This window comes from uncultured Sphingomonas sp. (assembly GCF_964237155.1).
Taxonomy (GTDB): Bacteria; Pseudomonadota; Alphaproteobacteria; order Sphingomonadales; family Sphingomonadaceae; genus Sphingomonas.
In genome coordinates this window covers 1-23,385 of sequence record NZ_CAXSHH010000017.1, presented here as the reverse complement: position 1 = coordinate 23,385, position 23,385 = coordinate 1, and the positions used below count along the sequence as shown (strand labels likewise).

Here is a 23,385-nt window from a genome sequence, read left to right as displayed (position 1 = left end):
GCCGACCTACCCCCTCGCCGGCAGGGGGGTATCGAGCACCTCGCGGACCTTGGCCGCCAGCTCCTCGATCGTGAACGGCTTGCCGATCAGCTCGACGCCGGGGTCGAGCACGCCGTTATGCACCACGGCGTTCCGGGTATAGCCCGTCGTGAACAGCACCCTGAGGTCCGGCCTGCGCCGCCGCGCCTCGTCGGCCAGCTTGGCGCCGTTCACGTCGGGCATCACCACGTCGGTGAACATCAACGCGATCTCGGGATGCGCGTCCAGCAACCTGAGCGCCGCCGCCGCCCCGTCGGCCTCGATCACCCGGTAGCCGAGCTCGCCCAGCGCATCGACGCTGAACCGCCACACCGCCGGCTCGTCCTCGACGACCAGCACCAGCTCCTCGCGCTCGCCGAGCGGCAGGTCGGGCGCGGCCTCCGCCGCCGCCGCGTCGTGTTCCGCCCCGACCAACCGCGGCAGGTACACCTTCACCGTCGTCCCCTGGCCGGGTTCCGAATAAATCTTCAGGTGCCCGCCCGACTGCTTCACGAAACCATAGGCCTGGCTGAGCCCCAGCCCCGTTCCCTTGCCGACGGCCTTGGTCGTGAAGAACGGGTCGAACGCCTTGGCGATCACGTCCTCGGGCATCCCCGATCCGGTGTCGGTCACCGCGACCAGCACATACTGGCCCGCCGGCACGCCCGGATGCGCCGCCGCATACCGGTCGTCGAGATGCGCGTTCTGCGTCTCGATCGTCAGCCGTCCGCCGTCCGGCATCGCGTCGCGCGCGTTCACCGCCAGGTTCAGGAGCACGTTCTCGAGCTGGTTCGGGTCGGCGTACGTGCGCCAGCCGCCGCCCGTCACCACGGTCTCGAAGCGGATGTCGCCGCCGATCGACCCCCGGATCAGATCGGACATCCCCGTCACCAGCCGCCCCATATCGACCGCCTCGGGCCGGAGCGGCTGCTGCCGCGAAAAGGCCAGGAGCCGCTGCGTCAGGAGCGCCGCGCGCCGCGCGCCGTCGGTCGCCGCGTCGACATAGCGCCGGGCGCGCGCGTCGTCGGACCCCAGCCGCCGCCCGAGCAGGTCGAGCGATCCGATCACAACCGCGAGCATGTTGTTGAAATCGTGCGCGATGCCCCCCGTCAGCTGCCCCACCGCCTCCATCTTCTGCGCCTGGCGCAGCGCGTCCTGCGCCTGCGCGAGCGCCTCCGCCTGCTCGCGCTCGTGGGTGGTATGGCGTCCGCTGGCATAGACGCTGCCGCGCTCGAACGCCCCCGTCCAGGCGAACCAGCGATAGCCGCCGTCCCTGTGACGCAGCCGGTATTCGTACGGCGTGGTCAGCGGCGCGTCGAAGATGCCCGCGAACGCCGCCAACGTCGCCTCGAGATCGTCCGGATGCGTGAACTCGGCGAAGGGCCTGCCGACGAGTTCGTCCGGTTCCCACCCCAGCAACACGCTCCAGGCCCCGTTGACGGCCGCCAACGCGCCGTCCTTGCCGGCGACGGCCAGGAGATCCTGCGACAGCCGCCACGCCCCGTCGCGCTCCGCGGTGCGTTCGGATACGCGCTCCTCCAGCTGCGCGTTCAGCGCGCGCAGGGATCCTTCCGCCTTCTTGCGCGCCGTGATGTCGTTGAACAAAACCGCGACGCGCCGTTCGGCCTCAGGCCCCGTCCGGAACGCATGGACGTCGAACCAGCGCCCGAGCGGCACCGCCTCCTCCTCGAAACGGGCCGGCTCGCCCGTCAGTGCGACCCGGCCGTACAGGTCGAACCAATGCCGCTCCAGACCGGGCGCGGCCTCCGTCGCCCATCGGCCCACGGCGTCGCGGATCCCGGTCTGCCGCTCGAACGCCGGGTTGACCTCGGCGAAGCGATAGTCGACCGCGCGCCCGTCCACGTCGAACCGCAACTCGATGATGCAGAAACCCGCCTCGATCGCCTCGAACAGCGTGCGGTAGCGCGCCTCGCTTTCGCGCATCGCCGCTTCCGCCCGCGACCGCTCGGTGTCGTCGCGCAGCGTCAGCACCGCGCCCACCTGCGTTCCCGCCGCGTCCAGCACGGGCCGCGCGCCGCCGATCGCCAGCACCTCGCCACCGCAGGGTCGCCGGATGCGCCACCGCTCGTCGTAAACCACCTCGCCGTCCCGCACCGCGCGCGCGAGCGGCAACCGCTCGGGCGGGTATGGATCGCCGTCCGGCGTCAGCAGGTGATAGGTCTCGCTATAGGCGTCCGGCACGACGTCGAGCCGCGCCACGCCGTGCAGCCGCTCGGCCGCCGCATTAACGAAGGTGATCCGCCCCGACCGGTCGGTGACGATCACCCCCTCGGCCAGCTGCCCCAGGATCGCGGCCCGCTCGGCAGCCAGGTCCTCCGCGCGCGCGGTGGACAGGCGCAGCGCCTCCTCCGCCTCGCGCCGCTCATCAATGTCGATGAGCGATCCGACATAGCCCAGGTAAGCGCCGTCGCCGTCGAAGCGCGCCGCCGCGGCGTCGATCGCCCAGCGATACGCGCCGTCGGCCCGCCGGATGCGGAACTCGACCCGGTAGTCGCGCCGCGCCGCATTGGCGGAGACGAACGCCTCTTCCGCCACGGGACGGTCATCGGGGTGGACCGCGTCGAGCCAGCCATACGCCTCGCCCGCGCCCTCGGTTTGGCCCGTGAACGCGTACCAGCGCCGGTTCAGGTAGGTGCAACGGCCGCTGGGATCGGTGACCCAGATCATCACGGGCGCGCCGTCGGCCATGGTGCGGAAGCGCAGCTCGCTCTCGCGCACCGCCACCTGTTCGCGCCCGCGCTCGTCGGCCAGCGCGACCGCGGCGGTTTCCGCATCCCGCGACTCGCCCAACCGCTCGAGGGCACGACGCAGTTCGGCCTCCAGTTCCCGCCGCGCGCCGACATCCTCCGCCCGGTGGTATGCGCCGACGACCGCGCCCGCCGCATCGCGGATCGGCGTGTAGCGGATCGCCCAATGCGGCACGCCCAATGCGGCCCGGCCGAACTCCTCCACGGCCGTGAACGTCTCCCCGGCCAGCGCCCGCGCCATCAGCGCGCGCATGACGGGGCGCTGTTCGGGGACGAACAGGTCGGGGAACACGTCGCCCAGCTTACTGTCGAAGCCGTTGACGCGCCGGAACTCGTCATTGTGCGCCCGGTTGAACGCGACGAGGCGATATGCGGTGTCGAACGCGCAGATCGGCGCGGGGTCCGACTGGATCATGGCTTCCCAGACGGCGGTGGGTTCGGACTGCATCGGCACCTCGAAATCAACGTGGGTTCACATGCCGCATCAGACGGTGAAAATACAATGGCGCGGCGCGGCCCGACGCGCGGCGCGTTAGGACCCGCGTAAGCCCGGCCGGCGTAGCGCAGCCTACGACCGACCCCGGCCTTCGCCAGGGCAGGCTCGCGGCTCTGCCGCGCCGCGCACGGGTGAGAGGCACACCGCCACGCCGCGAAGCCGCCATGCCCCGCTTCACCGACCGCGCGGCCCCCACCGACGTCAAACCACGCTTGCATTGTTGGATTTGTTCCTGTTTCGTTCATATATCGACGCAAGCCGCGACGATGCCGGGAAAGGATCATCGATGGGGGATGTGGTACGGGGCGCGGCCAATCGCGGGCTGCAGAAGCGCGCGACGGGCGAATATCGATTGACCAAGACCAAGCGGCAGACGTTCCTCGACGAACTGGCGGGCAGCGCCAACGTCGATCGCGCGTGCCGGGCGGCGGGGGCAGCGCATTCGAGCTTCTATCGCCTGCGCAGCCGCGACGCCGAGTTCGCCCGCTCCTGGGAGGAGGCGATGGCGACGGGCTATGCGCTGCTCGAGGCGGGGTTGATGGCGGCGGCGTTCGGGTCGGGCGGGGGCGGAGCGGGGGAGGGGGGCGACCCGCTGATCGGCGATCCCACGTGCGCGACCAGGGAGCCGCTCGACCGCGATCTCGCGCTGGCGCTGCTGAAGCGGCGCGACACGGCGGCAAACAGACCGCCGGGCGAACGGCGGCCGGGCGGAACGAGGACCAAGCACGTGCCGATGGCGGACGTCGAGGCCGCGCTTCTCCGGCAGCTCAAGCTGCTGGAGAAGCGGTTGGGCGGTAAGCGTTGCGAGGCGTGCGGGCGCAGCGCGGCCTGACGCGCGCCGCATCAGGACTCGCGCAAGCCCGGCCGGCGTAGCGCCAGCGTACGACCGACGGCGCGGCTTCGCTGCGGCGTGGCCTCGGGGTGGGGATTGCCGGTTCGTCCGCGCCCGATCGGCGGGCGGACGCGGGAGTGAAACCCGCGTCGTCGGTCGTACGCTTCGCTACGCCGGTCGGTCTTGCGCGTGCCTTCGGCACCGGCGCGCTGGCTTCGCCTGCGCGCCTCGCTTCAGGCCGGGCTTGGGCGTCTCGCTTCGAGCTACGCTCGGCGCGTGCGCTCTGGCGCCTACCAAAGAACCCCCCTCTCCGCCTGAAGCGGCTCCGGCGCCTCGTCGCCGATCGCTTCCAGCAGGTCGATCTCGATCGTGCGGCACATGGCCGACATCGGCACGTCGTGGACCGTGTTCGCGAACGGGTCGACCAGGTCGTCGCCGATCTGGAGCACCGCCAGGAACATTAGCCCCGCGATCGTCGATCCCACCGGCGTCGCGACCCCGAGCGTCTCGACCAGCCCGAACGGCAGCAGGATGCAGAACAACCGCGTGAACAGCTGCGGGAAGAAGCGGTACTGGTTGGGCAACGGCGTGTTCTTCAGCCGCTCCATGCCGCCTTGCGCGTTGGCGATGTCGACCAGCACGCCCTCCATCGATGCCTGCTGGACCGTGTCGATCCATCCCTTCCGGCGCGCGTCGTCGATCCGCCTGGACGTGCCGTCGAGCAAGCCGTTGGGCACGTTCGACCGCTTCAGCGCCGGCTCCGCCTCGCCCCTGGACAAGAAGCGAAGCAACTCGCCCGCGCGGAAATCGGGGTGCCGGCGCAGCTGACAGCGGAGCGCGTTTACATAGGCGATCTGGCGGAGCACGATCGACCGCTTCAGGTCGCGCGCCTCCGGATCGGGCAGGAAGTTGCGCGTCTGCCGCGCCAGGCTGCGCGACGAATTGATCATCGCCCCCCACAGCGTCCGCCCCTCCCACCAGCGCTGGTACGCCGAGCTGTCGCGGAATCCCAGGAACAGCGCGAGCGCGGTGCCGAACAGCGTCAGCGGCAGCTCGGGCCCCTTGAACGGCGAAATCATGTAGAAGGCCGTGACCGCGCAGTCCCACAGGAACAGCGCGGTCAACGGTCTCCAGACGTCCGCCACGATCTTGGTCAGGCGCGGCCTGGCATCGATTATCACGGTCGCCCCCTCACATCCCCGCCCGACGAGCGCGCGGGCGGTCGGATGCGCCTAGCCCACCAGCGCGCGGTCGCGTAAGCCCCGCCAGACCCGGACCGCCTGCACCGTCTCCGCCACGTCATGGACGCGGAGCAGCTGCACCCCCGCCTGCGCGCCCAGCAGCGCCAGCGCGACCGATCCGCCCAGCCGCGCCTCGACCGGCGCCTCGTTCGACAGCGCGCCGATCAGCCGCTTGCGGCTCGCCCCCAGCATCACCGGACGGCCGAGCCCCTGGAACATGGCCAGCCCGTTCAGCAGCGCGAGGTTGTCGGCCAGCGACTTGCCAAAGCCGATCCCCGGATCGACGACGATGCGGGCGCGGTCGACCCCGCCCGCGACGACCGCCGCGATCCGCGCCTCCAGCCAGTCGAACACCTCGGTCAGCACGTCGCGGTACCCGCCGCCGCCGTGCGGACCTTTGGCAGGATCGGGCGAGTGCATCAGCACCACCGGGCACCCCGCGCGCGCGACCACCTCCAGCGCTCGGGGTTCCCACAGGAGCGCGGACACGTCGTTGACGATCGCCGCGCCCGCGCCGAGCGCCGCCTCCATCACCGCCGCTTTCCGGGTATCGACCGACACCAGCGTTCCCGCCGCCGCCAATCGCTCGATCGCGGGCACGACGCGGCGCGCCTCGTCCTCCTCCCACACAGTCGCCGCGCCGGGCCGTGTCGACTCGCCCCCGACATCGACCAGGGCCGCCCCCGCCGCCGCCATCGCCACCCCCGCGGATGCCGCGCCCGCCGGATCGCTCCCGTGCGCGCCGTCGTCGGAGAAGCTGTCGGGGGTGACGTTCAGGATGCCCGCCACCTGCGGTTGGTCGAACCGCAGCGTCCGGTCACCCAGCGTCAGCGCGGGCCGCGCGGCCGTGACGGCTCGGTGCAGCGCCGCCGCGCGGTCGTCCTGCGCGCCCAGCGTCCGCTCGAACTCGGCGACCGGGATCGTGCGGGTCGCGCCGTCCCGCGTCACCTCATACGCGGCGAACCACTGCATCCCGCCCGCCAGCCGCGCGACCTCGCCGTCGCGCCCGACCGGCGTATCGACGAATTGGACGGGGCGAAGATACAGGCCCGCGCGCGTCAAGGCTGGGTCGCGAGCAGATAGGTTTGGCGCAGTTCGTCGATCGGCTTCAGGCCGCCCTCGGCCTCGTAATGCCAGAACGTCCAGCCATTGCAGGCGGGCGCGCCCTGGAGCGTGCTGCCGAGCTTGTGGATCGAACCCACGACCCCGCAGCCGCTGAGCAACGATCCGTCCGCGCGCACGCTCGCCGACCAGCGGCGCTTGGCGTCGTGGATGACCGATCCGGGCCGGAGCATCCCCGTCTCCACCAGCTTGCCGAACGCCACCTTGGGCGCGGCGCGGGGCGACCGCATCGTCGCCAGCGCCGATTCGTCGAGCGGGAGCGCCGCGTCGATCCGCGCCACCGCCGCCGCGCAGTAATCCGCCTCGCGCTCGATCCCGATCCAGCGCCGCCCGAGCCGCTTGGCCACCGCCCCCGTCGTCCCCGTCCCGAAGAACGGGTCGAGCACGACGTCGCCGGGCTCCGTGCAGGCCAGCAGCACGCGGTACAGCAGCGCCTCGGGCTTTTGCGTGGGGTGGACCTTCACCCCATCCCGCTTCAACCGCTCGGCGCCGCCGCAGATCGGGAAATCCCAGTCCGACCGCATCTGCAGCTCGTCGTTCAGCGTCTTCATCGACCGGTAGTTGAAAGTGTATCTCGCCCCCGCGCCCTTGGACGCCCAGATCAGCGTCTCGTGCGCGTTGGTGAAGCGCGTGCCCCGGAAATTGGGCATCGGGTTGGCTTTCCGCCACACGATGTCGTTCAGGATCCAGAAGCCCAGATCCTGGATCGCCGCGCCGACGCGGAAGATGTTGTGGTACGACCCGATCGTCCAGATCGTACCGGTGTCCTTCAGCACCCGGTGCGCCTGCGCCAGCCACGCGCGCGTGAACGCGTCATAGGCCTGAAGGCTGTCGAACTTGTCCCAATCGTCGCTCACCGCATCGACATGGGACCCGTCGGGCCGGAACAGCTCGCCCCCCAGCTGGAGGTTATAGGGCGGGTCGGCGAAGACCATATCGACCGACCTGTCGGGTAGCGCGCGCATCGCCGCGATGCAGTCGCCCATCATGATCCGGTCGAGCGGAAGAGTGGACTCCTCCTCCGGCGCGCGAACCCGCGCGATCACGTCGATCGCCCCCATACCACCCCCGCCAGAACTCGAGGCCGATCATCCCAGCCGACCCGGGATTCCGTCAAGCGGACAATGGTCGACCGACAAGCCGACGATCCCATCGACCGAGCGGACCATGGTGCGGTCGCACCCAGATGTTGGGGCAGACGCGCCCGCGGGACTCAACAGCTTGCGGTGTGGCGGTGAAGCCTCAGCGGGCCAGATATGCGCGCGCGACCGGCGCGAAGCTGCGGCGGTGGAGCGGCGTCGGCCCGTGCTCGACCAGCGCGGCGAGGTGCCGGGGCGCCGGATACCCCTTGTTCGACGCCCAGTCATAGTGCGGATGCGCTTGCGCCGCTGCGACCATGATCCGGTCCCGCGCGACCTTGGCGACGATCGACGCGGCGGCGATCGACAGGCTCCTGGCGTCGCCCCCGATCACCGCCGTCGCGGGATAATCGAGCGCGGGCAGGAACTTGCCGTCGACCAGCACATGCCCTGGCCGGACCGTCAGCGCCGCCACCGCGCGCGCCATCGCGACCAGCGTCGCGCCATGGATGTTCAGCCGGTCGATCTCGTCCGCCTCGACGATCGCCAGCCCGACGGCGGCCGTCGCGGTGATTCGCGCCGCCGCCCGCTCGCGCACGGCTGGCGACAGCTTTTTCGAATCATCGATCCCCGCCGGATCGAATCCGGCGGGAAGGATCACCGCCGCCGCGACCACGGGTCCGGCCAGCGGTCCGCGCCCGACCTCGTCCACGCCCGCCACCGGGCCGGGAAAGCCGCGGTCGAATCCGGCGAGCGTCCCGCTCACCCTTCCAGCCGCTCGTAAGGGTTGTGGCCCAGATTATGCCCGACCGGTCCGTGCCCCTCACCAAGCCCCGGCGCGGACAGGATCGCGAGGCGCACGAACCGCACCGCCTGTTCGAACGCGGTCGCAACCGGCATCCCGGCCGCCAGCCCACAGGCCAGCGCGCTCGCCAGCGTGCAGCCGGTGCCGTGCGTGTCCTCGACGTCGAGGCGCTTTCCCTCCAGCCGCGCGACCTCCTCCCCGTTCGGTGCCAGCAACCGGTCGACCACATACCGTCCCCGCGCATGCCCGCCCTTGGCGAGCAGGTGGCACCCATGCGCCAGCACCGCCGCCTCGCCGCCCAATGCCTCCAGCTCGGGCAGGTTCGGCGTCGTCACCGACGCCGACCGCATCAGCCGCTCGAAAGCCGCGATCGTATCCGCGCCCGCCAGCACCGACCCGCTCGTCGCGACCATCACGGGATCGAACACGACCGGCACGTCCAGCCGCTCCAACTCGTCCGCAACCGCATGCGCGGTCTCCGCCGACCCGATCATGCCGATCTTGACCGAGTCCGCGCCGATGTCGTCCAGCACGCTGCGCATCTGCCGCACCACGAACTCGGTGGGCACGGCATGGACGCCCTGCACGCCCAGCGTATTCTGCGCGGTGAGCGCGGTGATTGCGGTCGTCGCGTACCCGCCCAGCATGGTGATCGTCTTGATGTCGGCCTGGATTCCCGCGCCCCCGCCGGAGTCCGATCCGGCGATGACGAGAATGCGGGGGACAGGGACGCGCGGGATCACGCCGCCGCCCGCACCGCGTCGCAGATGCGCGTCACCACCCGCTCGACCTGGCCGGGGTCCTCTCCCTCGGCCATGACACGGATCACCGGTTCGGTGCCCGAGGGCCGGATCACCAGCCGCCCCGTCGTCGCCAGCTCCGCCTCCGCCTCGGCGATGCAGGCCCGCACCGCCGCGTGCTCCAGCGGCTTGCCGCCCGCGAAACGCACGTTCCGAAGCAGCTGCGGCAACGGGTCGAACCGGTGGAGCACCTCGCTCGCGGGCGCGCCCGCGCGGCGCAGGGCGGCCAGTACCTGCAGCGCCGCGACCAGCCCGTCGCCCGTCGTCGCGTAATCCGACAGGATAATGTGCCCCGACTGCTCGCCGCCGACATTGTATCCCCGCGTGCGCATCGCCTCCAGCACGTGCCGGTCGCCGACCTTGGTCCTGACCAGCCCAAGTCCCTGCGCCGCCAGATGCCGCTCCAGCCCAAGGTTGGACATGACGGTCGCGACCAGTCCGCCCCCCACCAGGCGTCCCGCGCGCGCCCAGGCGGCGGCAATCGTCGCCATCAGCTGGTCGCCATCGACGATCTTCCCCTGCTCGTCGACCACGATCAGCCGGTCGGCGTCGCCGTCCAGCGCGATGCCGATCGCCGCGCCGCTCGCCACCACCGTCTCCGACAGCAGTCGCGGCGCGGTCGATCCCACGCGGTCGTTGATGTTCTTGCCGTTCGGCTCGACGCCGATCGAGACCACGTCCGCGCCGAGTTCCCACAGCGCCGACGGCGCGACCTTGTACGCCGCCCCGTTCGCGCAATCGATCACCACCTTCATCCCGTCGAGCCGCTGAGCCTCGGGAAAGGTCGATTTGGCGAAGTGGATGTAGCGCCCCTGCGCGTCGTCGATCCGGCGTGCGCGCCCGATCTCGGCCGCCGAAACCAGCGGAACGTTCCCGTCGATCAACGCCTCGATCGCCGCCTCCGCTTCGTCGGACAGCTTGTATCCATCGGGCCCGAACAGCTTCAAACCGTTGTCCTGGTAGGGGTTGTGGCTGGCCGAGATCATCACGCCCAGGTCCGCGCGCATCGAATGCGTCAGCATCGCGACCGCCGGGGTCGGCATCGGCCCCAGCATCACCACGTCCATGCCGACCGAGGTGAACCCCGCCACCAGCGCCGATTCGAGCATGTAACCCGACAAACGCGTGTCCTTGCCGATGACGACGCGGTGCTTGTGGTCGCCGCGCAGGAAATACGCACCCGCCGCCATGCCGACGCGCATCGCCATCTCGGCGGTCATCGGCCGGGTGTTGGTCAGCCCGCGAATGCCGTCGGTGCCGAAATATCTTCTTGCCATTCCCGCCCCGAACGCCTCGCTATGGTCGGACACGACCCGAACCGGCGTCCCTAGCGGCGCGCGCAGCAAAGAGCGAGCATGTCCCGAGCCTCCCGCATCCTCCTCTCCCTCGTCGCCGGGCTGCTCGCGGGCGTCGCGGTCGCCGCGCTTTCCCCGCTTGCCGCCAGGCGCGCGGCGCTGGTCGCGGAGCCGATCGGCAATGCCTGGCTGTCCGCGCTGCAGATGACGGTGATCCCGCTGGTCACCGCGCTCCTCGTCACGGGCGTCGCGCAGACCGCCGAGGCGGCGAGCGCGGGCCGCGTCGCCGCCCGCGCGATCGCGCTGTTCATCACGAGCGTGTTCGTCACCGGGGCGATCGCCGCGCTCGTCACACCGCTCCTGCTCAGGCTGGTCCCCGTGCCCGCCGAGGCGGCCGCCTCGCTCCGCGCGGCGCTGACCGGCGCGGTCCCGGTCGCCCCGCCGCCGCCGATCGCCGAGTTCTTCGCCACGATCGTTCCCACCAACGTCGTCGCGGCGGCGGCGAACAACGCGCTCCTGTCGCTGATCGTGTTCTTCCTCGCCTTCGCCTTCGCGGTCACGCGGCTGGAGCCTGCCGGGCGCGAGCGGATCGTGGGGCTGTTCGCCGCCATCCGCGACGCGATGCTCGTGCTGGTCGGCTGGATCCTGGTGCTGGCGCCGATCGGCGTGTTCGCGCTGGCGTTCGTGGTTGGCGCGCGGGCGGGCGGGGCGGCGTTCGGGGCGCTGCTCCATTATATCGCGATCGTGGCGAGCATCGGCGTCGTCGTGATCGCGCTGTCCTACCTCCTCGCGCTCGTCGGGGGCCGCATGTCGCCGCTCCGCTTCGCCCGCGCGATCCTGCCCGCCCAGGCGGTCGCCGCCAGCACCCAATCCTCGCTCGCGACGCTCCCCGCGATGATCGACGCCGCCGCCGCGCTCCGCGTGCCCACCGCCGTTTCGGGCGTGACCCTCCCCATCGGCGTCGCCATGTTCCGCGCGACGCAGCCCGCGATGAACGTCGCGGTCGCGCTCTACATCGCCGCCTGGTTCGGCGTGCCCGTCGAGCCCGGGAACCTCCTCGCCGCCGTCGCGGTCGGCGCGCTGGTGTCGCTTGGCAGCGTCAGCCTGCCCGCGCAGATCACCTATTTCGCCTCCATCGCGCCCGTCGCGGTCGCGCTCGGCGTCCCCATCGCGCCGCTCGGGCTGCTGATCGCGGTGGAGACGATCCCCGACATCTTTCGAACCCTGGGCAACGTCAGCATGAACCTCGCGGCCACCGCGACCGTTGCAGCCCGAACACCGGTCGAGGAATCCAACCCATGAAGTACCGCACGCTCGGCAATGTCCTGGAAGTCTCGGCGGTCGGCATCGGCTGCATGCCGATGATCCGGAACGGCAACATCACCTACGGCACCGCGACCGAGGACGAATCAACCCGCACCATCCACGAGGCGCTCGATCTCGGCGTCACCTTCCTCGACACCGCGCAGATCTACGGCCCTTTCCAGAATGAGGAGCTCGTCGGCCAGGCGATCCGCGGCCGCCGCGACGGCGTGGTCATCGCCACGAAGTTCGGCTTCAAATTCGAGGGCGATGAGATCGTCGGCGTGGACGGCAGCCCGGCGAACGCCCGCGCCTCCGTCGAGGGGTCGCTCCAGCGGCTCGGCGTCGAGACGATCGACCTGTTCTACCAGCACCGCGTCGACCCGAACGTCCCCATCGAGGAGACGGTCGGCGCGATGGGCGAGCTGGTGGCGGAGGGCAAGGTCGGTTTCCTGGGCCTCTCCGAAGCCGGCCCCGACACGCTCCGCCGCGCCGCCGCGACGCACCCCATCACCGCGCTCCAGAGCGAGTATTCGCTATGGGAACGCGACGTCGAGGACGAAATCCTGACTGTCTGCCGCGAGCACGACATCGGCTTCGTCCCCTACAGCCCGCTCGGCCGCGGCTTCCTGGCGGGCGGCATCCGCTCGCTGGACGACCTCGCCCCCGACGACTGGCGGCGCAACGACCCGCGCTACTCGCCCGAGAACATGCCCGCCAACCTCGCCATCGTCGACGTGGTGAAGGTGGTCGCCGACCGCCACGGCGTGAGCAACGCCCAGGTCGCGCTCGCCTGGCTCCTCGCGCAGGGCGACGACATCGTCCCCATCCCGGGCGTCAAGCGCCGCGAGACGATGCGCGACAGCGCGGGCGCGGCGGAGGTGACGCTAACTGCGGCGGACCTGGCCGAGCTGGACGCGGCCGCCCCGCGCGGAGGGACAGCCGGGCCGCGCTATGCGGAGCGGGGGATGCGGATGGTGCGCTTGTAACCTTGCCGATGGGTCATCGGGTTGCCCGATGCGCTCCGAACCGGAGCTGAAACATAGGGGCCGCCCCATACCGCTGTCCTAAATGGTCGATTTCTGATCCGAGCTTGCCGACGATACGTCCCGGCCCCGGAGAACACGTCTCTCGACCGGACCCGGCGCGCCGAATGTCAAACGGGCTTCGTCTCGGCCGCCGTATGCAGCCCCGCCGCTTTCGGTTCGGCCAGTTGCGCTTCGCCCGCCATCGCGTGATCGGGGTCGGCGCCGATCGTGTCCAGATGCATCAGCCGTACGACGAACGGCGCGATCAGCAGCACCACCGCCCCGACCCCGATCGCGAGCCAGCCGATCGTGGAATAGACCTCCATGACCCGCTCGGGCCCGACACCCTCGCCGCCGGTCGCCTGCGCGATCTGGCCGGCGATGAAATTGCCCGCCGCCGTGGCCAGGAACCAAGTGCCCATCATGAGCCCGACCAAGCTGGTCACCGACAGCCGCGTCATGTTCGACAGGCCGACCGGCGAGAAGCAGAGTTCGGCCATCGTGTGGAGCAGGTAGATCAGGAGGATGAAGATCACCGGCGTCAGGCTACCCGCGTTGGCGCCCGCGCCCGCGACGAGCACGAGGAACCCCGCGCCGATCAGAAGCAGTCCGATCCCGAACTTGAACGGCGCGCTCGGCTCCAGCCCGCGCTTGCCCAGCACCGTCCAAAGGGCCGCGAACATCGGCGCCAGGATGATGATGAACAGCGAGTTGACCGATTGGAAGACCGAGGCCGGAACCGTCCAGCCCAGCAGCGAACGGTCCACCGAACGGTCGGTATAGACGTTCAGCGACGATCCCGCCTGCTCGAACAGCGCCCAGAAAAGCGGACACAGCGCGATCAGGAACAGCGCCGCTAGGATGCGGTCGCGATCGACCTTCGGCAACGTGAACACCGCCCGATAGAGGATGAAGGAGAAGGTCACGACCGCGCACGCGACCAGCGCGACCCCGACCGCGTCTTGGTACCGGATCAGCCACCACGCCACGAGTACCGCGGCGAGCGCGCCCAGATAGATTATCCACTCGCGCGATACGCCCGCGAACACGGGCGCCGTGAGCAGCGCGGGCGAGGTGGGCTCGCCCGCGCCCAGCAGTTCGCGTCGGAAACCCACGAACACCGCCAGCCCAGCCAGCATCCCGATCCCGGCCGCGCCGAAACCGTACGACCAGCCGACCGTCTCGCCCAGCACGCCGCAGATGATGGGCCCGCCCCAACCGCCCAAATTGATGCCCATGTAGAAAATGGAGAAGGCCGGGTCCCGCCTGGCGTTGTCGCGCGGGTACAGGTGCCCCACCAACACGGAGATGTTGGCTTTCAGGAAGCCCGTGCCGACGATGATGGATGCGAGCCCGAGATAGAACCCGTCGAGATATCGGCCCTGCTGTCCGGCCGGACCCTCGACCAGCGCGATCAGCAGATGGCCAATCGCGATGAAGACGCCGCCCACGAGCACCGCCTTGCGAGCGCCGAGATACCGGTCGGCGAGATAGCCGCCGATCACCGGCGTAATGTACACCATCGACGTGTACGCGCCGTACACCGCATAGGCGGGCGCGTCGCCGAACAGGAAATGCTTGGTCAGGTAGAAGATCAGGATGGCGCGCATCCCGTAATAGGAGAACCGCTCCCACAACTCGGCGAAGAACAGCACGAACAGGCCGCGCGGGTGGCCCAGGAAGGTCTTGCCGCCCCCCGAAATAGTCGACGCACTCGCCATGTCGGCCTGTCACTCCCCTTCGCCGCGTTCCGCGCGGCCGCTCCGCCCGTCAGCCTAGCGGCAAAGCGCCGACTGTAAATATCGGGGTTCCGCGCTATGTCGCGCGCCATGCTCCCCACCACGCTCAACGATCGCGCCTCCTACCTGTCCGGCCTCGCTACCCGCCGCTCGGGCAAGCCGCGCGATCTCGTCGCGCCGGGCCCATCGGCGGGCGAGCTCCGCGCGATGCTGGCGGTCGCCGCGCGCACGCCCGATCACGGCAAGCTCGCCCCCTGGCGCTTCGTCACGATCGCCCCCGACCGCCGCGACGCGCTGGCCGAACTCCTCACGCAGGCGCGCCGCGCCGATCCCGCGCCGGTCAAGCCCGGCGATCTCGAGGGCCTCGACCAGTTCGCGCATTTTGCACCCACGCTCGTCGTCGTCCTCTCCGCCCCCAGCACCGAACGCCCCATCCCGCTCTGGGAGCAGGAGATGTCGGCGGGCGCGGCGGTCATGAACCTGCTCCACGCGGCGCACGCGCACGGCTACGCCGCGGGCTGGCTCACCGGTTGGGCGACCACCAGCGCCGCCGTCCGCGACGCCTTCGGACGCGACGGCGAACGCGTGGTCGGCTTCGTGTTCATCGGCACCCCCGTGCGTCCGCTAAAGGAGCGGCCACGGCCGGACCTCGACCGGGTCGTCTCCGAATGGTGACGGCGGGTCTCGACGGCGCCGGCGCGGTGCTGTATTAACTCAGCATGGCAGCACTGACCGAAGACGGCCCCGTCTATCTCCGCCTGCGCGGCCACATCGCGGCCGGCATCCTGCGCGGACGCTTCAAGACCGGCGACCAGCTTCCCTCGGTGCGCTCGCTCGCCGCCGAGCACGGCGCGAACCCGTTGACCGTCGCCAAGGCGTATCAGAGCTTCCAGGATGACGGCTATGTCGAGGTCCGCCGCGGCGTCGGCATGTTCGTCCTGCCCGGCGCCGCCGACCGCCTCCGCCTGGCGGAGCGCGAGAGCTTCGTGACCGGCCAATGGCCCCGTATCCGCGACCATATCGAACTGCTCGGGTTGGACGTGGACGACCTGCTCGAGCGCGCCTAGAACAGCCCGAGTTCGGCGACCTGCTCCACCGACAGGTCGATCCCGAACATCATGCCCAGCCGCATCCGGTACACGCGCGGATCGGTGATCGAACCCGCGGTCCCAGTGCCGGCGGCCCAGCGGCGATAGTCGGGGCCGGTCAGCGTCGCGAAACCATGGGGCAGGACGATGCTGACGATCGGGCGGCGGCGCATCGGGCTGGCCGGCGCGGTCGCGGCCCAGTGGCTGCCCATGGCCAGGTCGGCATCCCACACCGGACCTTCCGTGAAGCTGTATTGGGGCCGCCAGCCCGGCGCGGTGTCGCGCCCGTCGGTGGTGGCGGGATCGCCGTCGCGCAGCACCATCCAACCATGCCGCGCGTCGCGTATGAGGCGGAAACGCGCGCCGTCCGGGGCGATCGCCTCGGCGCCGTCGGCGAGCGGCAGCGGCGGGGCGTAGCTGCCGCCGAAACCGGCATCGGCGATTCGGTCGCCATCGTCCAGGGTGACCAACGCCAACGTGTGGGCGCGTGGCGGAACCTCGGTGACGCCCAACCAGACCCGCGCGAGAAGCGGGCGCGCGGTGAAGCCCAGCGCGGCGAGCGCGTCCAGGAACAATCGGTTATGCTCGAAGCAGAAGCCGCCACGCCGCGAGGTCACCAGCTTGGCGAACACGGCGGCGCCGTCGACCGCAATGGCGCGGCCAAGGATCACGTCGAGATTCTCGAACGGGATCGCCAGCCGATGCGCCCGCTGGAGCGCTTGCAGGCCGTACCCGTCGAGCGTCGGCCGCACGGGCAATCGCACCCGCTCCAAATAGGCGTCTAGGTCGAACACGGACGTCAGGCCGCGAACGCCTCGGCCTCCACCTCGTAAAGCCGCGACGCGCCCGCCATCGCCGCCGCGCGCAGCCCCAGCGCCTCGGGCACGACCTGCTCGACATGGAACCGCGCCACCGTCCGCTTCATCGCCCCGAACGCGTCGTCCGACGTGGCGCGCGCTTGACGCTCCATCAGCCACCCGCACACCGCCGTCGAGAGCATCGTCAGGAACGGATAGCTCGCCGCCAGCCGGTCGTCGTGATCGAGCCCCTGCATCCGCCGCCCGGTCTCGTCGCACAGCTCGACCAGCGCCTTGAGGTCCGTCCCCTCCGCATCGCGCCGCATATCCTCGACCAGCCGCGCGAACACGCCGCCGTTATCCAGCCCCAGCTTGCGCCCGACCAGATCGGCGGCCTGGATCCCGTTTGTCCCTTCATAGATCGGCGTGATCCGCGCATCGCGGAAGAACTGCGCCGCCCCCGTCTCCTCGACATAGCCCATGCCGCCATGGACCTGGATGCCGATCGACGACACCTCGCACCCGATATCGGTCGCATGCGCCTTGGCGAGCGGGGTCAGCAGCTCGAGCCGCGCCTTCGCCTCCGCGTCGCCCACACCCGCCCGGTCGACCATCCCCGCCGCATAATAGACCAGCGCCCGCGCGGCCTGCGTCTGCGCCTTCATCCGCAGCAGCATGCGGCGCACGTCGGGATGCTCGACGATCCTGACCGGCTTGCCGCCCGCGACGCCCGCGCGCGCCGACTGAACGCGGTCGAGCGCGTAATGCACCGCCTTCTGCGTCGCGGCCTCGGCCACCTGCACGCCCTGCAGCCCGACATTCAGGCGCGCGTTGTTCATCATGGTGAACATCGCGCGCATGCCCCCACCGACCGGCCCGATCAGCTCGCCCACGCACTCGCCGTTGTCGCCGAAGCTCAGGACGCAGGTCGGCGAGGCATGCAGCCCCATCTTATGCTCGATCGACACCGCCCGCACGTCGTTGAACGCGCCCGGCGTGCCGTCCTCGTTCAGCCGGTATTTCGGCACCAGGAACAACGATATGCCGCGCGTCCCCTCGGGCGCGTCCGGCGTCCGCGCGAGTACCAGATGGACGATATTCTCCGCCAGGTCGTGATCGCCGAACGAAATGTATATCTTGACGCCCGACACGCTCCACTTGCCGTCGCCGAGCGGCTCCGCCTTGGCCCGGAGCGCGCCGACATCGGAGCCCGCCTGTGGCTCGGTCAGGTTCATCGTCCCCGTCCACTCGCCGGTCACCAGCTTGGGGAGGTACAGCGCCTGCTGCTCGGGCGTGCCGTGATGCGCCAGCGCCTCGATCGCGCCCACCGTCAGCGTCGGGCACAGCGCGAAGCCCATGTTCGCGGTTCCCAGCGTCTCGAGCACCGCCGTCTGGATCGCGAAGGGCATCCCTTGCCCGCCATGAACCTCAGGTACCCCGATCGTGCCCCAACCACCCTCGACATAGGCACGGTAGGCCTGCGGGAACCCGTCGGGCATGACGACACCCTCCTCGGTCCACTTCGCGCCGACCACGTCGCCCACGCGCTTCAGCGGCGCCCATTCGCCCTCCGCGAACTGCCCCACGCCCTCCAGCACCGCGTCCACCATGTCGGTATCGGTCAGCTCGGCGATACCAACGACGTGATCGAGGACGAAACGCTGCTCGGCGGCGGCGGGAGTGAAGACCATCGCGGTTCCTCTGGCGGTTGACGGGAGTACGGTCGATATAGCGCCTGCCCATGCCCGCACCAGTCCCGACGCCCGCCCCCGAAATCCTGCGTTACAGCGACGAGGCGATCATGCGCGCGGCGCGCGTGATCGCGGGTGGCGGCATCGTCGCGATGCCGACGGAGACGGTCTATGGCCTCGCCGCCGACGCGGGCGATGGCGCGGCGGTGGCGCGGATTTATGGCGCGAAAGGCCGGCCAAGCTTCAACCCGCTGATCGTCCATGTCGCATCCCAAGTCGACGCCGAGGCGCTGGCCGAGTTCGACGACGACGCCCGCGCGCTCGCCGCCACTTTTTGGCCCGGCCCGCTCACGCTCATACTGCCGCTCCGCGCCGACGCGGCCGTGGCGGCGATCGTCACCGCCGGGTTGCCCACGATCGCGATCCGCGTCCCCGACCACCGCGCGATGCGGGCGCTGCTGCTCGCCACGGGCAAGCCGCTCGCCGCCCCCAGCGCCAACCGCTCCGGCGGCATCAGCCCCACCCGCGCCGAGCATGTAGTCGCCAGCCTGGGCGCGGCCGCTCCATTGATCCTCGATGACGGCCCGACCCGCGCCGGGCTGGAGTCCACGATCGTCCAGGGCCACACGATTCTTCGCCCCGGCCCGATCACGGCGGAGCGGGTGAACGCCGCTCTACCCGCAGAACGCCGCCCCGGCACAGGTCGGGGCGCAGCCCCGCCCGGGACGCCCGAGCGACCGACCGCACCCGGCCAGCAGCTGAGCCATTACGCCCCCAACAAGCCCCTGCGCCTCGACGCGACCAAGGCGACACCGGACGAATGGCTGGTCGGCTTCGGCCCGGTCGCGGGCGACGAAAACCTGTCCCCTACGAGCGACCTGATCGAAGCAGCCGCCCGCCTCTTCGACGCACTCCACCGCGCCGACGCGAATGCCAAACCCCGGATCGCCGTCGCCCCCATCCCGCGCACCGGCATCGGCGAGGCGATCGCCGACCGCCTTCGCCGCGCCGCGCATTGATGAACTCACCCAACCCCGTCACCCCGGGCTCGACCCGGGGTCCCGCTCCTTCGCGCGGCCGAAAGCAAAAAGCGTCACCCCGGCTCGAGGCCGGCGTGACGGGTGAGCTTACGCGCTGACGGCCGCCTTCGCCTTGGACCGCTCGGCGAAGCTCTTGCGCAGCTTTTGCAGCTTGGGCGGGATCACCGCCATGCAGTAAGGATTCGCCCGGCCCGACGTCTCCCAATAATCCTGGTGGTACCCTTCCGCCTCGTACCACTCGCCCATCGGCTCGATCGTCGTCACGATCGGCTTGCCCGCATCCACCCGCGCCCGCTCGATCGCCGCGCGCGCCTCGGTCTCCTGCATCTCGTCGGCCGGGAAGATGGCCGAGCGGTATTGCGTGCCCACGTCGTTTCCCTGCCGGTTCAGCTGCGTCCCGTCATGCGTGGCGAAGAAGATGTCGAACAGGTCGGCCAGCGCCAGCCGCTCGGGGTCATATCCCACACGGATCGCCTCGGCATGCCCCGTCCCCCCGTCGCACACCGCGCGATAGGTCGGGTTCGGGACGGAGCCGCCGATATAGCCGCTCTCGACCGACTCGACGCCGATCACGTCCTTGAACACCGCTTCCGTGCACCAGAAGCACCCGCCCGCAAGCGTCACATAATCGGTCATACCCGTGTCTCCGTTTGTTGGCCGGAAGATAGGAACCGGCTAGGGTCCCGGCAACGACGATGGGGGCGAGCGCGATGGCGGACTTGGGCGGCAAGGTGATGGTCACGGGCGGCGCGGGTTATATCGGCAGCCACGCCGTGCTCGCGCTGCTCGACGCGGGGCATGAGGTCGTCGTGCTCGACAACCTCGTCACCGGCTTCGACTGGGCGGTCGATCCCCGCGCCGCGCTGGTCGTGGGCGACGTGAGCGACGACGAAGCGGTCCGCGGCGCGCTCCAGGGTCACGGTGTCCGCGCGATCATGCATTTCGCCGGATCGGTCGTGGTGCCCGAGTCCGTCACCAACCCGCTCAAATACTACCGCAACAACACCGCCGCCTCCCGCGCGCTGATCGAGAGCGCGGTCGCGTGCGGCGTCCCGCACTTCATCTTCTCCTCGACCGCCGCGACTTACGGCACGCCCGACCGCGTGCCCGTGCGCGAGACCGACCCGACGGTCCCGATCAACCCTTACGGCACCTCCAAGCTGATGACGGAGGCGATGCTCCGCGACGTCGCCGCCGTCCACGCGCTGAATTATTGCGCGCTCCGCTATTTCAACGTCGCGGGCGCCGACCGCCAAGGCCGCGCCGGCCAGTCGACCGCGGGGGCCACCCACCTCCTCAAGATCGCCGCCGAGGCCGCGACCGGCAAGCGCGACAGCGTCGGCGTGTTCGGCACCGACTTCCCCACCCCCGACGGCACGGGCGTGCGCGACTATATCCATGTCAGCGACCTCGCCGCCGCGCATGTCGCCGCGCTCGACCTGCTCGTCGCCGAGCCGACCCGAAGCCATACGCTCAATTGCGGCTACGGCCGCGGCTTCTCCGTGCTCGAGGTCCTCGACGCCGTCGACCGCGTCACCAACATGCGCGTCGACCGCCGCCTCGAGGGCCGCCGCCCGGGCGATCCGGCCGAACTCGTCGCCGACAACGCCGCGATCCTGAACACCATCGATTGGAGGCCGCGGCACGACGACCTCGACCTCATCGTCCGCGACGCGCTCGCCTGGGAACGCAAGCTCGCCGAGATGGGGCGCTAGCGCCGGACGGCCGCGCGCGCTTCCGTCCCCAGGCGCCACCACCCCAGCGCCCACAGCGTCCCGAAGCCCCATCCCGCCAGCACGTCCGACGGCCAGTGGACGCCCAGATAGACCCGGCTGATCCCGATGGTCCCGACCAGCAGCACCGCGCAGAAAAGCAGATATGCCCGCACCCGCCGCTCGTGGACGACCCGACCGGCGAGCAAGGCGAGCGTCAGATACACGACCGCGCCGCTCGTCGCATGACCGCTCGGGAAACTGAGCTCGCGCACGTCGATCAGCCGGGGCACGATGTCGGGCCGGGCCCGCCCGACCTGCTGCTTGACCAGCGCGACGACCTGACCGCCGCTCCACGACGCGAGCACGGTCAGGAGTGCGGGGACATATAGCCGGCGCACGACCAGCAGCCCCGCCGCCGCGACCACGATCAGCGTGAGCAGCAGCCCACCGCCGAGCGCGGTCACGTCGCGCATGAAGGGGAGCAGCCACGCCGGTCCGATCGGGTCGCCAAGATCGCCCGGCGTCCTGAGCCTGAGCATGGCCGCGCGGTCCCACGCGAACGGCCCGCGATCGACCAGACGCGCGAACAGCAGGAGAAGCGCCACCGCGCCCGCGCCGACCCCCACGGCAAGCAGCGCGGGCGGGCGTTGGCGCAACCTTAGAGTCGCACTGCCGTCCGATCTGAATCGTTCACAGAATACCTGACAATTTGAGCGCATTGCGTGACCACATTCCATGTTCGCCAGGGATGCTCAAGCGCATCAGCTTGTAATGCGTCCCGATTACCGACTCACCGTTCCAGTGTCCGACTTCCGAATTGGAAGCGAGCCGGGCGGCCATCGCTAAGACTTCGGCGGCCGCGACGCAGTGCGCGGTGTCCCTGATCACTCGCGCGAGGCCCCCGTCGGCTATAATCTGATGCACGACCTTGGGCGCGACGTTTAGAATTTCGCCGATATCAACGCTCGTCGCTAGGGTGTCGAATAAGAAATCGGGGTAGTCGTGCGAGTCGAAGTGTACGTCATCGAACATTGCCAGGCTCTCGGGCCTGACAAGGATGGCGCGCAGCGGACTCCTGGCCTCTTTCCGGTGCCAGATCGGCAGATCGCCACTAAGCATGGCAACGTACATCGTGCCCCACGGCTTCAGCCGCCCTCCGATGCGATTTGCCGCAAGCTTCAGCGGCATCAAGCCGTGGGGAGGATCTTTCCGGTAGCAGGCGCGCAGCCGCTCGAGCGTTAGCTCGACGCTGGCACGTCGAACTCTCGGCCTATCGTGCAGCAGCAGAACCGCAGGGTGAACCTCCTGCTCGAGAACACCCATGCATACCATCTGCTCGATCGCGTAGGACGGCAGACCAACCGCTCCGGTGCACGAGGCGATCGAACAGCTCCCTCGAAGGGCGTTCGCGATCCGATCCACCTGATCAGCGTCGTAACGAATTCGAAGCCGCTCCTTTCTCGAGGGCAGCTCGGTGTAGTCCATGCAGCCAGCTTGTCGAAGCCGGGCGAGCCGGTTGACGGGTATGCCGAGCATCGGAGCGACCTGTGCGGTCAGATAGTAGCGTTCGGATCCGGCGAAGCCGTGCCCGAAGCTCTTAAAGAGGTCGGGAAACGTCTCCGCCATAAGTTCGCGCTGCTGCCCCGCGACAGAGTTTCCGTTTCCGATACGCTTGAGGCAGTATCGGAGCTTGGTGTAGCCATCGATGTCGTCCGCATACCGTTGCGATTGTGCCATCGCCCAGCCGCGGATGCCGTCCGGCCAATCCTTCAGTAGGTCCGTGCCCGTGGTGATGATGGATGCGCGCAGTTCGGGAGCGAAGCGCACGAACTCTTTCTGCATGGTGCGCCCGAGCGGCTCGTCGCGGCAGATCCATCCGACGCGAAGAACGAGCCTGATCAGTTCCGCCGGTGCGAGCTGCCGAAGCCTCGTCGGCAGCCGCGCCACGGCACCCGCACGGTGCTCCGGGTCCGTGGACGCCAGGGATGCGAAAAAGCGATACTCCTCGGCAAGTTCAGAAGGCAGGGCGGCTTCACACGACGGTGGCAGCTCGCGCTCGCAGTGCTCGCACCATCCGATCCCGAACGTCGTTCGCCAGCCCAGGCGTTCATGGCAGCGCGGGCAGCTGTCCATCAACCGTTCGAGCGACTCCGGGCAATACGGCAGCATCACGTTCAGCCACGCCATGCGATGATAGTCGCTCCGTTGGAGAGTGATGGGCGAAACGCGCCTGCGATCCAGTTCCAGGTCGGAGCGCAACAGGACGAGGTCGCCGAACGCCACCTGCCGAGGCCCAACGCCGGCAGCGCTCATCGTACTTCCCACACCGGCCCGGGACGCCAGCGCGTCCGGATCGCACCTCAAGACGTGGGCAAGATCGCGCAGCTCAGCGCGTGGCAGTAACTGAGTCCTACCAGGCCTATCCAGTTTGATTCCGGCGCTTCGTACCGGCAGGAGCGTCCTAACTAGATGATGGTTGCAGCGCGACAATCAGGATGCGAGCGCAGCGACAATCAAGATGAGAATCGC

20 protein-coding genes are annotated in these 23,385 nt (G+C 69.9%); 7 read left to right on the top strand and 13 right to left on the bottom strand.

The genetic code is table 11. The features are described from left to right. Positions 1 to 6: 6 nt before the first annotated feature. Positions 7 to 3,234, bottom strand: coding sequence for a PAS domain S-box protein (locus ACFE71_RS06015; RefSeq protein ID WP_375427901.1), 3,228 nt, complete (start codon positions 3,232 to 3,234; stop codon positions 7 to 9). A gap of 334 nt (positions 3,235 to 3,568) precedes the next feature. Here ACFE71_RS06015 and ACFE71_RS06010 point away from each other — a divergent pair, with 334 nt between their 5' ends. Further along, the gene (locus ACFE71_RS06010) at positions 3,569 to 4,114 is read left to right on the top strand and encodes a hypothetical protein (protein WP_375427900.1); all 546 of its coding nucleotides are present in this window, start codon (positions 3,569 to 3,571) and stop codon (positions 4,112 to 4,114) included. Positions 4,115 to 4,404: 290 nt separating this feature from the next. Here ACFE71_RS06010 and ACFE71_RS06005 read toward each other — a convergent pair whose 3' ends face one another. From ACFE71_RS06005 to glmM, 6 genes are all read right to left on the bottom strand, one after another. After that, entirely contained in the window at positions 4,405 to 5,295 is an 891-nt protein-coding gene (locus tag ACFE71_RS06005; RefSeq protein ID WP_375427899.1) for a bestrophin family protein, read from the bottom strand. 51 nt (positions 5,296 to 5,346) lie between these two features. Further along, complete coding sequence (folP, locus tag ACFE71_RS06000) at positions 5,347 to 6,402, bottom strand: dihydropteroate synthase (RefSeq protein ID WP_375427927.1); 1,056 nt, start codon at positions 6,400 to 6,402, stop codon at positions 5,347 to 5,349. 11 nt (positions 6,403 to 6,413) lie between these two features. Then, entirely contained in the window at positions 6,414 to 7,538 is a 1,125-nt protein-coding gene (locus ACFE71_RS05995; protein WP_375427898.1) for a site-specific DNA-methyltransferase, read from the bottom strand. A 181-nt stretch (positions 7,539 to 7,719) separates the two neighbouring features. After that, on the bottom strand, positions 7,720 to 8,322 hold the full coding sequence (locus tag ACFE71_RS05990; RefSeq protein WP_375427897.1) for a ribonuclease HII: 603 nt from the start codon (positions 8,320 to 8,322) through the stop codon (positions 7,720 to 7,722). Continuing rightward, complete coding sequence (gene thiD, locus ACFE71_RS05985) at positions 8,319 to 9,104, bottom strand: bifunctional hydroxymethylpyrimidine kinase/phosphomethylpyrimidine kinase (protein WP_375427896.1); 786 nt, start codon at positions 9,102 to 9,104, stop codon at positions 8,319 to 8,321. Before thiD ends, ACFE71_RS05990 begins: the two co-directional genes overlap by 4 nt. Further along, on the bottom strand, positions 9,101 to 10,438 hold the full coding sequence (gene glmM, locus ACFE71_RS05980) for a phosphoglucosamine mutase (protein WP_375427926.1): 1,338 nt from the start codon (positions 10,436 to 10,438) through the stop codon (positions 9,101 to 9,103). The genes thiD and glmM overlap by 4 nt, the downstream gene beginning before the upstream one ends. Positions 10,439 to 10,516: 78 nt before the next feature. Here glmM and ACFE71_RS05975 point away from each other — a divergent pair, with 78 nt between their 5' ends. Together ACFE71_RS05975 and ACFE71_RS05970 are read left to right on the top strand one after the other, a co-directional pair. Beyond that, complete coding sequence (locus ACFE71_RS05975; protein ID WP_375427895.1) at positions 10,517 to 11,758, top strand: dicarboxylate/amino acid:cation symporter; 1,242 nt, start codon at positions 10,517 to 10,519, stop codon at positions 11,756 to 11,758. After that, the gene (locus ACFE71_RS05970; RefSeq protein ID WP_375427894.1) at positions 11,755 to 12,747 is read left to right on the top strand and encodes an aldo/keto reductase; all 993 of its coding nucleotides are present in this window, start codon (positions 11,755 to 11,757) and stop codon (positions 12,745 to 12,747) included. Before ACFE71_RS05975 ends, ACFE71_RS05970 begins: the two co-directional genes overlap by 4 nt. Before the next feature lie 167 nt (positions 12,748 to 12,914). Here the strand turns inward: ACFE71_RS05970 and ACFE71_RS05965 are convergent, their stop codons facing one another. Next, positions 12,915 to 14,507, bottom strand: coding sequence for a peptide MFS transporter (locus ACFE71_RS05965; protein ID WP_375427893.1), 1,593 nt, complete (start codon positions 14,505 to 14,507; stop codon positions 12,915 to 12,917). Positions 14,508 to 14,603: 96 nt separating this feature from the next. Here ACFE71_RS05965 and ACFE71_RS05960 point away from each other — a divergent pair, with 96 nt between their 5' ends. Both ACFE71_RS05960 and ACFE71_RS05955 read left to right on the top strand, forming a co-directional pair. Then, entirely contained in the window at positions 14,604 to 15,200 is a 597-nt protein-coding gene (locus ACFE71_RS05960; protein ID WP_375427892.1) for a nitroreductase, read from the top strand. 44 nt (positions 15,201 to 15,244) lie between these two features. Continuing rightward, entirely contained in the window at positions 15,245 to 15,592 is a 348-nt protein-coding gene (locus tag ACFE71_RS05955) for a GntR family transcriptional regulator (protein ID WP_375427891.1), read from the top strand. Here the strand turns inward: ACFE71_RS05955 and ACFE71_RS05950 are convergent. Together ACFE71_RS05950 and ACFE71_RS05945 are read right to left on the bottom strand one after the other, a co-directional pair. Continuing rightward, the gene (locus tag ACFE71_RS05950; RefSeq protein ID WP_375427890.1) at positions 15,589 to 16,407 is read right to left on the bottom strand and encodes an arylamine N-acetyltransferase; all 819 of its coding nucleotides are present in this window, start codon (positions 16,405 to 16,407) and stop codon (positions 15,589 to 15,591) included. The genes ACFE71_RS05955 and ACFE71_RS05950 overlap by 4 nt on opposite strands. A gap of 5 nt (positions 16,408 to 16,412) precedes the next feature. After that, positions 16,413 to 18,101, bottom strand: coding sequence for an acyl-CoA dehydrogenase (locus ACFE71_RS05945; RefSeq protein WP_375427889.1), 1,689 nt, complete (start codon positions 18,099 to 18,101; stop codon positions 16,413 to 16,415). A gap of 50 nt (positions 18,102 to 18,151) precedes the next feature. Here ACFE71_RS05945 and ACFE71_RS05940 point away from each other — a divergent pair, with 50 nt between their 5' ends. Continuing rightward, on the top strand, positions 18,152 to 19,120 hold the full coding sequence (locus ACFE71_RS05940) for an L-threonylcarbamoyladenylate synthase (RefSeq protein WP_375427888.1): 969 nt from the start codon (positions 18,152 to 18,154) through the stop codon (positions 19,118 to 19,120). Between the two features lie 108 nt (positions 19,121 to 19,228). Here ACFE71_RS05940 and msrA read toward each other — a convergent pair whose 3' ends face one another. Beyond that, entirely contained in the window at positions 19,229 to 19,777 is a 549-nt protein-coding gene (gene msrA, locus ACFE71_RS05935) for a peptide-methionine (S)-S-oxide reductase MsrA (protein WP_375427887.1), read from the bottom strand. A gap of 74 nt (positions 19,778 to 19,851) precedes the next feature. Here msrA and galE point away from each other — a divergent pair, with 74 nt between their 5' ends. Continuing rightward, positions 19,852 to 20,856 carry a UDP-glucose 4-epimerase GalE gene (gene galE / locus ACFE71_RS05930; RefSeq protein WP_375427886.1) on the top strand — a complete coding sequence of 335 codons (1,005 nt, stop codon included), beginning with the start codon at positions 19,852 to 19,854 and terminating at the stop codon, positions 20,854 to 20,856. On the opposite strand, the gene ACFE71_RS05925 is transcribed toward galE, so the two are convergent. After that, entirely contained in the window at positions 20,853 to 21,512 is a 660-nt protein-coding gene (locus ACFE71_RS05925; protein WP_375427885.1) for a phosphatase PAP2 family protein, read from the bottom strand. The genes galE and ACFE71_RS05925 overlap by 4 nt on opposite strands. A gap of 34 nt (positions 21,513 to 21,546) precedes the next feature. Next, positions 21,547 to 23,139 carry a hypothetical protein gene (locus ACFE71_RS05920; RefSeq protein ID WP_375427884.1) on the bottom strand — a complete coding sequence of 531 codons (1,593 nt, stop codon included), beginning with the start codon at positions 23,137 to 23,139 and terminating at the stop codon, positions 21,547 to 21,549. Positions 23,140 to 23,385 lie beyond the last annotated feature (246 nt).